The sequence below is a fragment of the Methanosarcina barkeri 3 genome, assembly GCF_000970305.1.
Classification (GTDB): domain Archaea; phylum Halobacteriota; class Methanosarcinia; order Methanosarcinales; family Methanosarcinaceae; genus Methanosarcina; species Methanosarcina barkeri_A.
Genome location: NZ_CP009517.1, coordinates 3611203 through 3623284, shown reverse-complemented (window position 1 = coordinate 3623284; position 12082 = coordinate 3611203). Strand labels below are relative to the sequence as shown.

11 protein-coding genes and 1 tRNA gene are annotated in these 12082 nt (G+C 37.4%); 2 read left to right on the top strand and 10 right to left on the bottom strand.

The window, feature by feature from the left end; translation table 11 throughout:
- Positions 1–353 precede the first annotated feature (353 nt).
- The 3 genes from MSBR3_RS14765 to MSBR3_RS20750 all read right to left on the bottom strand — a co-directional run bounded on the left by MSBR3_RS14765 (position 354) and on the right by MSBR3_RS20750 (position 2021).
- Positions 354–803, bottom strand: coding sequence for a lamin tail domain-containing protein (locus MSBR3_RS14765; protein ID WP_080942319.1), 450 nt, complete (start codon positions 801–803; stop codon positions 354–356).
- Between the two features lie 517 nt (positions 804–1320).
- Positions 1321–1794: a GNAT family N-acetyltransferase gene (locus MSBR3_RS14760; RefSeq protein ID WP_230627519.1), complete on the bottom strand. Its 474-nt coding sequence runs from the start codon at positions 1792–1794 to the stop codon at positions 1321–1323.
- An 80-nt stretch (positions 1795–1874) separates the two neighbouring features.
- A complete protein-coding gene (locus MSBR3_RS20750; RefSeq protein WP_196296960.1) occupies positions 1875–2021 on the bottom strand; it encodes a hypothetical protein in 147 nt (48 codons plus the stop codon).
- Between the two features lie 1571 nt (positions 2022–3592).
- Here MSBR3_RS20750 and MSBR3_RS14755 point away from each other — a divergent pair.
- Both MSBR3_RS14755 and MSBR3_RS14750 read left to right on the top strand, forming a co-directional pair.
- The gene (locus MSBR3_RS14755; protein WP_048108963.1) at positions 3593–3832 is read left to right on the top strand and encodes a DUF2683 family protein; all 240 of its coding nucleotides are present in this window, start codon (positions 3593–3595) and stop codon (positions 3830–3832) included.
- A gap of 6 nt (positions 3833–3838) precedes the next feature.
- On the top strand, positions 3839–4099 hold the full coding sequence (locus MSBR3_RS14750; protein ID WP_048108962.1) for a type II toxin-antitoxin system RelE family toxin: 261 nt from the start codon (positions 3839–3841) through the stop codon (positions 4097–4099).
- A gap of 320 nt (positions 4100–4419) precedes the next feature.
- Here the strand turns inward: MSBR3_RS14750 and MSBR3_RS14745 are convergent, their stop codons facing one another.
- The 7 genes from MSBR3_RS14745 to MSBR3_RS14715 all read right to left on the bottom strand — a co-directional run bounded on the left by MSBR3_RS14745 (position 4420) and on the right by MSBR3_RS14715 (position 11836).
- A complete protein-coding gene (locus MSBR3_RS14745) occupies positions 4420–5682 on the bottom strand; it encodes a hypothetical protein (protein WP_048108961.1) in 1263 nt (420 codons plus the stop codon).
- A 270-nt stretch (positions 5683–5952) separates the two neighbouring features.
- A complete protein-coding gene (locus MSBR3_RS14740; protein ID WP_230627517.1) occupies positions 5953–6522 on the bottom strand; it encodes a hypothetical protein in 570 nt (189 codons plus the stop codon).
- Between the two features lie 1004 nt (positions 6523–7526).
- Positions 7527–7598, bottom strand: a tRNA-Arg gene (locus tag MSBR3_RS14735).
- A gap of 169 nt (positions 7599–7767) precedes the next feature.
- Entirely contained in the window at positions 7768–8310 is a 543-nt protein-coding gene (locus tag MSBR3_RS14730; RefSeq protein WP_048108960.1) for a nitroreductase family protein, read from the bottom strand.
- Between the two features lie 76 nt (positions 8311–8386).
- Entirely contained in the window at positions 8387–9394 is a 1008-nt protein-coding gene (gene ilvC, locus MSBR3_RS14725) for a ketol-acid reductoisomerase (RefSeq protein ID WP_048108959.1), read from the bottom strand.
- A gap of 265 nt (positions 9395–9659) precedes the next feature.
- Positions 9660–10148, bottom strand: coding sequence for an acetolactate synthase small subunit (gene ilvN, locus MSBR3_RS14720; protein ID WP_048108958.1), 489 nt, complete (start codon positions 10146–10148; stop codon positions 9660–9662).
- Positions 10145–11836, bottom strand: a complete 1692-nt coding sequence (locus tag MSBR3_RS14715) for an acetolactate synthase large subunit (RefSeq protein WP_048108957.1) — start codon at positions 11834–11836, stop codon at positions 10145–10147. The genes ilvN and MSBR3_RS14715 overlap by 4 nt, the downstream gene beginning before the upstream one ends.
- Positions 11837–12082: the final 246 nt, after the last annotated feature.

Below are 12082 nucleotides of genomic sequence, written 5' to 3'. Positions count from 1 at the left end.
TAAAAGACCCTTTGCCAGGGGGAAACAAAAAAGAAGTAAAAGGAAGTCATAAAACAGTCTATCGGCTTTGTGTAGGCGATTTTTGTCCCATTTTATCACTTTTGGCACCTGACTTTTTGGATAGTATCTATATTTTATCTGAGATTCATGCTATCTGTCAAATTCTGTACCAGAAATTTGATCATAAATCATAAAAATAGACATCAAGAGAAAGAGAATCATCTGCCAAATTGAATCGTAAGAATGGGCAAAAATTTGTTGAAATAATATTACTTATGCCAACGAATATGAAAACAGTCTTTAAACATAAAATCAAACTGTCAAACTCGGAATAAATAGAAATGAGATAATTCTCATTTCACTTTTACAGTTTTCGAAGAAACTAATTTTCCTTGAGCGTTATACAAATATGCTGTATCTCCTTCGTTATTCCATACATGTGCTACTCTTCCCCAATACAGCTTGGTTGCAGTGTTTTTACCCTTTCCAGTATAAAGAGTCACTGTAGACTTAGCTTTCAAGGTATAAGAAGACGAGAATTTATAGGTATGTTTAGCGCCTTTATCTGTGATTTTCCAACCTTTCATGCTTACTGCTTTTGTTCCTTTATTTGTAATTTTAACATACTCTTGATTTGCAGTTTCCTTAGGAGCACCAACATCCAAAGCACTGATATAAACTGTGTTGGAGGTTGAACTACTTGTTTGAGATGTAGCACCTAACGCAAAAGGGACGGTTCCCAAGATTAAACATATAGCTACAAAGATAGCAACTGTTCGGTTTTTTATCATTGAATCACTCATTGTATCAATCACTGTTTAACATCTTATACAGCTTAACTCTTTTGATTTATCGATGTACTATAATAAAAAACAAAACTGTTATCCGGATATGCAGGGCACATATTTTTTTATGTTACTCAGTTGTTTATTGGGAAAATTACTTCATTTTTAAATTTTCTGAGATCCCTTTCTCTCTGCGTTTTTGTGTTTCCATTAACAGTAAAAAAGCTTATAATTCTAGGCTGCTTTGAGATATTTTTAAAATAAGATGTAAAAAGACATATTTTAAAAGTCAAACAGTGAGCCTAAGAATACGACCATATTTGAAACGATAACAGAAAAATGTTATTTTTGAAGACATCTGCGGAAGGTCAGTTCCAATATCCTCTAAATCTCTTCTTTTTTAAAGAGCTGATCCTAAAACTAAAAATTGCTTCTCTGAATCCTGTATTTCGAATGATCACTCAAGTTTCTGATCATGACAACAATCCTGAAAATTCTTGATGATTAAGAACTAAATGGCTTTTGGGATAGGCTCTCAGGATAAAACAAAATCATTAGAGTCAAAACTTCCACTTTCGGCAATTATAGGCTGTATGTTAAGATACATAGGAACAAATTGGCGATCTTTATATTTTTCTACAAGTTTAAACTCATTTTTTTGATAGAAGCCGATTGATTCTTTTTTTGAATCAACTAGAATGTATCTACATCCTATATTTTCACAAACTGATAAGGTTTTGCCTATTGCTGCTAGTAATAGATATGTTCCTATTCCTTTTCGTTTAAATCTGGAATCAACTGCCAATCTTGCAATTTTAACGCCAGGATATTTACGGTATTCATAATGCTCAAGCCCATCTATTACGGCTTTAGCTTCAATTGTATCTGCAATAAGAGTAAAAAATCCTACCAATTCTTTATTCCAAAAGCACAAACGAGTTCGACTAATCATATTATTCTGATCAATCAACGCATCGCTTTTAAGAAAATCATTTAATTCCTGACTCAAACAACTAAAAGAAGAAAGATTATGAGTTTTATTAAGTGGTATTGTCCGGAGCTCGGAATCTGGAATTATAGAGTTCAAGCTTAAGACCTATTTTGCTCATTTATTTTCTTTGCACGCTTGAACATTTCAACGAGTTTCTTTGAAACTATAGGATTTTTTTCGTTCCTGAAAAACTCCTTTGCGTCTTCTCCTTCAAGAACAAGCCCTAATTCTATAGGTTTTGCCATGGTAATTACCTTCCTTTATGTGATTGAATTATCTGTTTAGGATTATATATTATTATTGTGGAATCTTTTTTGCAATGTTTTAATTTTTCAGTAAAAATGATAGTGTAATAAAATTTCTGTAAATTCACTTTACACCGTGTGCATAGGTTTTTAGGTAAAGCCCATGAACAAATGTGATTTTTAAATCCGATTTTTGTTAATATATTCACAGATATGTGAGCAAAATGCATAGGTTATATGCTAAAAACTACGTATTTCCGAGGAGTTTTAAGGGGAAATTGGACAGTGTGAAAATTTTTTCTACAAAATTACAAATTTAATATGTTTTTGAGTCAAAAATTCGAGATCAGTAAATGAGTTTCACATGCCTTGTCCAAAAAATTGACTTTGAATTTACAGAAAATTCGCGACACTGCCGAAATTGGGTGAAATTTGGTTAATCCAAAAACAAAATGCAGAGTTTTTGAGAAAAACTATGTTTATGAAATTTTTTTGAAGATATCTGCGGAAGGTCAGTTCCAGGGTCCTCTAAACCTCTTCTTTTTTAAAAATTGTAATGCATATTGTTTAACCTGTACATTAATACAGATTAACTAAAACGCTAATGGGTGCAGTAATAGTAATATTAAAAAAGAATAATATTAATAAAAATTTAATATATAATTATTAAATGTAATAAAGTATATAATATAGAAAGTGTATATTATTATTAAAGCTCATCTTATTTGAGAAGAGCTTTAAAAACGATACCAACCAATATTAAAAGGAAACCCCACATGGTACCAAAAACGAGATGTCTGGTACTAGCTCTTTAGGAACATTAAAAAACAGTTGTATTGGCGCAAAAAGAGAAGGGAATAATATCCCTTCTCCAAATTTGTATACTAAAGGATCAAGAACAACTAGTTCTTATACAGGTTGATCTGTATTCCGCGATTTTGATTCAGAAAAAGTTTTTCCTTGCATCTTTTAGTAATATTTCTATACTTTTTAGTAATATTCCCTTATATTAAATGAAACAGTATATATAAGTTTGGTTTTGTGTTCAATCTTATACAATTCTTCTCGACTCCATAAAAACAGCATATTGTTTATAAAAACTAAATAATAAAGGGAGCTATAGGTCTGCAATTATTTTAAGGAAAACATACTGCACTTTTTATATTTTCCTGTATTCATTTCTAATCGCGTTTTTGTGTTTCCATTAGCAGTAAAAACGCCTATCATTCTAAATCGCTTTGAGACATTTTTTAAAATCAGATGTAAAAGGACATATTCTAAAAGTCAAACAGTGAGCCTGAGAATACGACCATGATTTGACCTGTGAGTCAGCAAGTTGAAAGTGTATCAGGTTAATTAACTTGACTATGTCACATTACAAAGTAAAACATCATCATAGATCTCATATCTCAAGTATATGTTTGTAGTGAAATCAATAACTGCAATGGAATAACTGTCTAATCTGACATAATCAAGTAAAATAATCAAATTTTTTGCAACGGAACCTCTAAAATTGCTTCAACATTATGTATATATATGAAATTATTCCATGTATATATGAGGTATACATTATGGTTCAAGCAGTTATTCGAATTGATGAAAAAACAAATAGGGTTCTCAATATCATAAAAGCCAAATACGGCTTAAAAGACAAAAGTGCTGCTATCATGCATATGGCTGCTGAATATGAAAAAGAACTCATGGAACCTGAGCTTAGGCCTGAATTTATTGAAAAAGCCCAGGAAATCATGAAACAGGAACCTATAGATGTCGGAACAATTGAGAACTGGAAAAAAGTGCTTAATTCCTGATCTGACATGTATCGGTTACAGGTAAAACCCGAAGTTCAAAAAGTTGTTGAGAAGCTGGCAAAAAAGGATAAGAAGCAAGTTGAAATTATATTTAATAAGGTAAATGAGATTCTTCAGGACCCACATAGATATAAAAATTTGAGGTCTCCTCTCAATCACTGGAAAAGAGTTCATATTGACTCTCATTTTGTGTTGATTTTCTCTATAGATGAAAAGGAAAAAATTGTTATTCTGGAATATTACGGCCATCATGACGAAGTCTATTAATGATGATCTTCCCAATTTGAATATTTTGACTTTCTTTCATCATACAACTAAGAAAAATAATAGTAACTGCTCAGTGTATATTACTAATTTACTTCTGTTTATATAAAATATTCCAATATCCAGAAGTTCAGAAATCTTTGAAATAAATCAAAAATTAATTAAACATTTTCCAGCAATACTTTCAAGAGTATAATTACTCGATAAAATTGAAAAAAGAAACTTACTGAAGAATACTATACATCCTGGAAAAATAAGATTTACAGTCACTTAGCCGACTTTCTCTTTTTTAATTTCACTTTTGACTTTCCCCGTGTGGGATCTTATTTTGGAAGCTCCTCCAAATAGATGTCCAGGAAGCTCTCTACAAGCCTATGGTTTTCTTGCCCGCAGTATCCAATAGAGAGTGTAATCTCCTCATTATAAGTACAAACTCCTAGCATAAACCCAGGTGGATACATGATAGGGCTTGTAATATACCCTTTTACTGTAAGCAACCCTCCAAAGTTATATTCCTTCAAGACCCCAAAATTTGAGAGCAGTGGATACGTTAAGTTGTGTTTCTTACTTAGTACGCCTGAATCTATTATCCACTTCTCCATAGCAGGATAACCTTGCTCGTACATGTATTCCAGTCCTTTTGCGCTCTCGATTCCTGGGTAATTATCTTTCAATTTTCTCATAAAAAAGATAACTCTTTCAAGGGTTTTCTCAAATACTTCTCCCTGTATTCTTTCAACGCCAGGATACAGTGCTCCTGAAAGATTGCATATTGCTTCCGCTTCATTATCCAGGCAATATCTTCGCAGGTCTATGGACACCTGGATAGTCATGGGCACTTTATACTCTGTATTGTTTATCTCAAAAAGCGTCCTGTATAATGCAGTCAGGAGCAGGTCGTTTATAGTTGCTTTCTTATCGTGGGCATACTCTTTAATTGCAACGAATCGCTCCTTCGGGATATGCCTGATGGAACGCATTGGTGAAACTCCGCCTTTTTGAGGGAGCGTCCAGGTTGGTTCTGGACCACCCTTTGGTTCGATACTACTAAAATCTTTTATATGCTTAAAGACCTGACTTTGATCCCTTTTACCGCATAAATTCGGACTAACGGAATATCTCGGATCTTCACATAGCTTACTGTATACGTCAGACAATATCGATACATATTTTTTAAGCCCGCCGGCATCACAGACAGAGTGATTTACTTTGATGCAGATCGTATCCGCATCTTTCTCTCTGAAGATTCTTGATACTACCAGGGGATCCGTATCTGCATGCAAAGCCTCGTTAACAAACGTCATTATTCCTTGCTCCGGGGATGGGGTTTTAATCATGGAGCATATCATTATTTTTTCCAGATTATCTCTGCGTCCCCAATAAGGGTTGCCGCAGTTCTCGACAAACCTGGAGCCCAGCACAGGTTCCTGGTCTAACGTCAGACGCAGCGCTTTGGCAAAGGAAGTCTCATCAACTTGCCCGCTCAACTTTAGAACCATGCAAAGTTGCTGATCTGCGAACACCTTGCTTGAGACATAATTAAATGCATCCTGTGCTGTTAAGTTGAATATATTTGGGATGTTCATATGATCCGTTCCAAAACTATAATTATACCCTTAAATTTCTAATTTTTAATAGTCAATCGATCTTCCGATTATTAAATGAGTTTAAGACTCTTATTGATATGCAGATAAATCAGTTATGGGATAACCTGAAAAAAGAACCATGAAAATATTCATGGAGGATAGTACTCTAAATAGAGTATTCGTAGATTACAAACAGATTCTTTCAACCTAATTTGCTTCCTCAAAAATGTGGTTATACTACCTACATGTTACTCATTAAATAAGTCGCGTTTATTCTTTAATTGTACTCAACAATTCCTCCTGACTAACAGTTTTACCACGTCTTACAGCTTTCCCGTCATCAGTCAATGTGAACTTACCCTGCATACATCCTGTAACTTTGAAGTGTTCCGGCTTAATGTCCTTACTGTGGTTGGCAAGGTCATTCGTCAGATAGAGTAGAACCTTTTCGTCAGTTTTGAAACTCGGTTCATGATTAGCTTCTAAAGTATCGTTTCCAACTGTTCCGCCATCCACTCTCACCGTAACCTCTTTGGATGACAATGGGTTTTTGAGATATTCGTCTACGCTTATGGTGATATCTGTATAGATAAAATTCTCCAGGCTAAATGAATCAACCCCATCGGGCCTTTTTCCGTCGATAGAATTCCATTTGCTTGGATTTATTTCCTTCACTGTACCTATTATAATCGTATAAGAGTCATTGTTTAATTCTTCAGGACTTAGTGGTACAAGTGATGCACTTGTCTCGCCGTATAAAGGCATATCATTATTTGCAAGTTTTGTATTATCTTGTGAGGAATTATTTGCAAGTTTAATACCATCTTGCGAGCCTGACAACGCTAGAGCACCAAACATTATCAAAAAGACTGCTCCAACAAAAGCGATCATAAATTTTATGCTTTTATTCATGTCATCACCTTTTAAAGATAAACATATCAGGTGTTTGCTATACCGTCTGAGTGAAGAACTTTTTACTTATGTCGTTGTTTTATCGTGCTTTATATTTCATTCCTGTAAATCTTACTCTGAAGGTAGAATAAACAAGCTTAAATATGTACAAGGCTGACGTAATCATACTGTTATAAGCGTGTTTTATGGAGCTTGGGTAACGTTGGAAAGTTCATCGAACTTACTAAAATTATTTATTGCGAAGAAGCTATAAAACTCTATGCAAAACTCTCAAAGTATGCGATTTTGATACTGATTTTTAATCATACAGTTATTTTATGATCTGCGATTGTTCAAAAATTTCATAGAGAACATATATGAGTTATCGCCTCACATTCAACATACCTAAAAAATGCATTGTAAAATTCTAAAGTAATTTAAGCCAAAATTTCAACTGGACAATAGGAAATTACAGGAAAATTTGTTGTTATTTTAAAAAGTTATTGAAAAGCGGTGCAACAAAACCAGTACAACAAAAGTGGTGCAACAAAAGCAGTACAACAAAAGTAGTGCAACAAAAGCAGTACAACAAAACCAGTGCAACAAAAGCAGTGAAAATATAGAACAGGGAAAATACATCAAAAATTAATTAGAAGTTTTCCAGCACTACTTTCAAGAGTATAATCAGAACTACGATCAAAAACAGGGTCCACAAAAGCGGCAAAAGGATACGCAGTAAAAAGTACAGTATTATTGCTATGAGAATTAGCTGAACCAAAGATATCCTTCTTCCAGCACGCAAGAAGCGACGATTTAATCCTCTAGACATATATAAGCACCTTTAAAACCGATTCTGTTTTTGATATTTTGTTATTTACTTTCTGTCTTTATACCCTTATAATAAGAATAATATAAAAATAAAACTATTCCTTAAACCCTAATGTTTTAATAAACAGGTCTGCTGGGAATCGAACCCAGGTTCGGAGCTCCGGAGGCTCCAGTGATATCCTCTACACTACAGACCTTCATTATGAAAAAGTTAAGATCAGTCCGTTAAGAGATAAAATTGTTATCAGTTAACTGGCTGGTTATAGTGCTAAATAGCTTATAAACTTAATCCCTAATTATATTAAAACATCTCAAATTATTTACAATTTATTAAAAGGAACTTGGCCTGAAAATTTCAGGATAGATTTACTCTCCCCATTTCTGGCCGTATTTTTCATCAAATACTATTTCGGAAAGTCCTCTGCGTGTTGAAGTTCTTTCCTTTGGAACCGGTTCTCCTATTGCAAGAACTGCCATCAGCTCAAGATCGGAAGGACATTCAAGAATGGAATTGACTTTCTCTTTTTGATTCAGGATTTCTCCGAGCCAAACCCCGCCAAGGCCAAGTTCGCAGCAGGTAAGGAGCATGTTCTGGATTGCAGCTCCTATTGCCTCGAGATCTTTTGTCCTGTTGTAAGAAGTTTCATTGTTCAGAAAAGTAGCAATAAGCAGAGGAGCTCCTGCCACGATACCCGAGTAATGCGTGCATTCCGAGAGTTTCTGGATGGTTTCTTGGTCCCGGATGACAATGAAACGCCAGGGTTGGTTATTCAATCCGGAAGGAGCCCAGTGCCCTGAGTCCAGGATTATGTTGATATCTTCCTTGCTAACAGGTTTGTCCGTAAACTCCCGGACACTCCGTCTATTAAGGATAGTGTTAATAACTTTGCTTTCTCCTTTTAATGGCATTACTTCCCCTCCGGATTGAGTTTTATACTTCCAGATTTATGAATGTTCTGTCTACAGGATGTCAACTACTATAGAATCAGTCATCATCAATCTTCTTGTTGAGCCAGGGGATGTTTGCACGGATCTGCTTTCCGACGACTTCAAGCTGGTGTTCCTTTTCCTGGCGTTCCATGGCTTTGAGTACTGGATGGTTGACCATGCCTTCGAGCACGAATTCCTTGGCAAACTCTCCGTTCTGAATTCTCTTCAGGGCTTCCTGCATGGCTTTACGAGACTCATCATTAATAATTCTGGGGCCGACTGTCATGCCTCCGTATTCTGCAGTATTGGAAACAGAGTGCCACATTCTCTCAAGTCCGCCTTCATAGATAAGGTCCACAATGAGCTTGACTTCATGGCAGGTTTCGAAATAGGCCATTTCGGGCTGGTATCCTGCTTCAACAAGCGTTTCAAAAGCGGTCTTGATCAGAGATGCAAGTCCTCCGCAAAGGTCAACCTGTTCTCCGAAAAGGTCGGTTTCGGTTTCCTCACGGAATGTAGTTTCATAGACACCTGCTCTGGTTGCACCGATCCCTTTGGCATATGAAAGAGCAATTTCCCTGGCGTTTCCGGTTGCATCCTGGTAGACTGCAATCAGAGCCGGCACTCCGATGCCTTCGGTATAGGTTCTTCTTACAATGTGACCAGGGCCTTTGGGGGCAGCCATGAAAACATCAACATTCTTTGGGGGGACGATCTGGCTATAGTGAATATTGAAACCATGTGCGAAAGCAAGTGCGTTACCGGGTTTCAGATTTGGCTCGATTTCAGAATAATACACAGAGGCCTGCTTTTCGTCCGGAAGGAGGATCATGATAACATCCGCGGCTTTTGCAGCTTCTGCCACTGTCATAACTTTCAGGCCGTCACTTTCGGCTTTTGCCCAGCTTGAACTGCCGTTTCTGAGCCCGACAATGACATTAAGCCCTGACTCATGGAGGTTGCGGGCGTGAGCATGGCCCTGGCTTCCATAGCCCATTATTGCAATAGTTTTGTCCTTAAGTGCATCAAAAGTAGTTTCGTTATCATAAATTATAGTTGCCATGTTTGATTCTCCTGATAAATTTTTCAGTTTTTGAGTAAAGCTCCTATTTTTTAGGGGAAGACTATAGTTATGAAATCAATTAACTTCCCTGAGAATTAATTTGACTTGAATCAATTTTTAAAAGTTGCTTATCCATAGAGGGGTAGTTTTGAAGTTTCAGCAGGTGACTGCCTTAATGAAACCTCTCGGGTTTCAAAACGCCTCTAGGCGCCCCAATCTATTAAAGATTATTAAGCAGCTACCTTTCTTTACCTGCCCTTATTATTTAAACCTTCTTTGGGCCGCGAACCAGAGCAATTTTGCCTGTTCGGGCCATTTCCTTGATACCAAACTGCCGGAGAAGTTTTTCGATTGCCTGTATCTTGCTTTCATCCCCAGTTACTTCAACGGTTATTGAATTGCGGGCAACGTCTACAATTCGAGCCCTGAATATATTTGCAATCTGGATAATTTCGGCCCTTGTCGTCATATCGGCTGTCACTTTGATGAGAGCAAGTTCTCTCTCTACAGTATCATCTTCTTCAATATCCGAAACCTTGATCACATCAATAATCTTATTAAATTGTTTTATAACCTGTTCGAGGACCTGATCATCTCCCTGAACCACAATAGTCATTCTGGAAATCTCAGGGTCTTCAGTAACGCCTACGGCAAGGCTATCAATATTGTATCCACGCTTGGAAAAGAGTCCGGCAACTTTTGCCAGGACTCCAGATTTGTTTTCAACCAGGACCGCAAGGGTATACTTTTTCATTTGTTTCCCTCCGGGCCAATGAATTCATTGATTGCTGCTCCTGCCGGCACCATGGGAGACACGTTTTCTTCACATTCGATAGTAATATCAATAACTGATGGACGCCCTGATGCAATAGCTTCTTTGATTGCAGGCCTTACTTCGGACGGTTTTTCCACCCTAAGTCCCAGAGCACCATAGGCTTCGGCAAGTTTGACAAAATCCACGCTGCCTTTTATGCAGGTGTGAGAATATCTTCTATCGTAGAAAAGTTCCTGCCACTGTCTGACCATGCCCAGATAACCGTTATTTAGAATTACGGAAACAACCGGGATATCATTCTGGACTGCAGTTGCAAGCTCCCGTGAGTTCATCTGGAAAGACCCGTCTCCTGCAATGTTGATAACCGTTTTATCCGGCCTTCCGACCTTTGCTCCTATAGCTGCCGGAAAACCGTATCCCATTGTTCCGAGTCCGCCTGATGTAATAAAAGTGCGTGGCTCTTTATACTTGAAGAACTGAGCAGCCCACATCTGGTGCTGACCGACTTCGGTAACTATAATTGCATTGCTACAGGCTTCAGAAATCTGTTCGATAACAAACTGAGGTTTTATGGATTTTCCCTGCTCGTAAGTAAGAGGATATTCCCGCTTCCACTCATTTATCTTCTCGAGCCAGGTTTCGGAATTGCACTGTTTTACATGTTTAATCAGAGACTTAAGAACTATTTTTGCGTCCCCTACTATAGGAATATGTGCAGGCACGTTCTTTGAGATCTCAGCAGGATCAATGTCAATATGGATAATTTTCGCATTCGGAGCAAAGGACTGGAGTTTTCCAGTAACTCTATCATCAAATCTGGCACCGATAGCGATGATAAGGTCGGACCCCTGAACCGAGTAGTTTGCATACTTGCTTCCATGCATTCCCAGCATTCCAAGGTTCAGAGGGTGTTCGGCAGGAATCGAGCTTATGCCCATAAGTGTCGTAGTTACTGGTGCCATCAAGGTTTCAGCCAGTTCCGCAAGTTCGGCGCTTGCATTAGAACTTATCACTCCACCGCCTGCGTAAATTATAGGCATACAGGAATTTGCGATTTCTTCGGCTGCCTTTTTGATCTGCTGAGCATTTCCACGATATGTAGGTTTATACCCTTGAAGTTTAACGGTTTCAATACTATTGCATTCAAATTCCCCGTTAATTACATCCTTTGGCATATCGATCAGTACAGGTCCCTGCCTTCCGGTAGAGGCTATGTGGAAGGCTTCTTTTACTATTCGCGGCAGATCTTTTGCTTCAGGTACGAGATATCTGTGTTTTGTAATGGGAAGAGTGATTCCGGTGATGTCGGCTTCCTGAAAGGAATCGTTCCCGATAATAGAGTGAGGGACCTGTCCGGTAAGTGCGACTATCGGTATCGAATCCATATAAGCAGTTGCAATTCCGGTTACTAAGTTGGTTGCTCCGGGGCCAGAGGTAGCCATGCATACTCCAGTTTTGCCTGTTACACGAGCATATCCGTCTGCAGCATGTACAGCTGCCTGCTCATGTCGTACAAGTACATGACGAAGATTAGAATCATAAAGTTCGTCATATATATGGAGCAGTGCTGCGCCAGGATAACCAAACATAGTGGTAACATCCTCTTCTTCAAGGCCTTTTATCAAAGCCCTGGCGCCGGTAACTTTCTCTAGTGACCCTATTGTCATTATAAATCTCCTTAAGTAATCTTAGATAGAAACCTCTCAACCTATTTTTCAAACCATAATTTGTGTCCAAACTATAATGTGGTCTAAAATCGGAAAAAAGAAGTCAATTAAAAACAGCAACTATCAGCCTGAGTAGAACACTTTCATTCCCATCTTAGTTCAGATCTTAGGGCAAAAATTCAAAGCCCATACTTTTATAATTGCTGGTTATAATCGTGTTTTAAATTTTTCACAGGCTGATAACCG

Coding starts and splice junctions, on each gene's coding strand:
- ilvC (WP_048108959.1), bottom strand. CDS start 9,394: ATGGCAACTATAATTTATGATAACGAAACTACTTTTGATGCACTTAAG.
- MSBR3_RS20750 (WP_196296960.1), bottom strand. CDS start 2,021: ATGGCAAAACCTATAGAATTAGGGCTTGTTCTTGAAGGAGAAGACGCA.
- ilvN (WP_048108958.1), bottom strand. CDS start 10,148: ATGAAAAAGTATACCCTTGCGGTCCTGGTTGAAAACAAATCTGGAGTC.
- MSBR3_RS14715 (WP_048108957.1), bottom strand. CDS start 11,836: ATGACAATAGGGTCACTAGAGAAAGTTACCGGCGCCAGGGCTTTGATA.
- MSBR3_RS14730 (WP_048108960.1), bottom strand. CDS start 8,310: ATGCCATTAAAAGGAGAAAGCAAAGTTATTAACACTATCCTTAATAGA.
- MSBR3_RS14755 (WP_048108963.1), top strand. CDS start 3,593: ATGGTTCAAGCAGTTATTCGAATTGATGAAAAAACAAATAGGGTTCTC.
- MSBR3_RS14745 (WP_048108961.1), bottom strand. CDS start 5,682: ATGAACATCCCAAATATATTCAACTTAACAGCACAGGATGCATTTAAT.
- MSBR3_RS14750 (WP_048108962.1), top strand. CDS start 3,839: ATGTATCGGTTACAGGTAAAACCCGAAGTTCAAAAAGTTGTTGAGAAG.
- MSBR3_RS14765 (WP_080942319.1), bottom strand. CDS start 803: ATGAGTGATTCAATGATAAAAAACCGAACAGTTGCTATCTTTGTAGCT.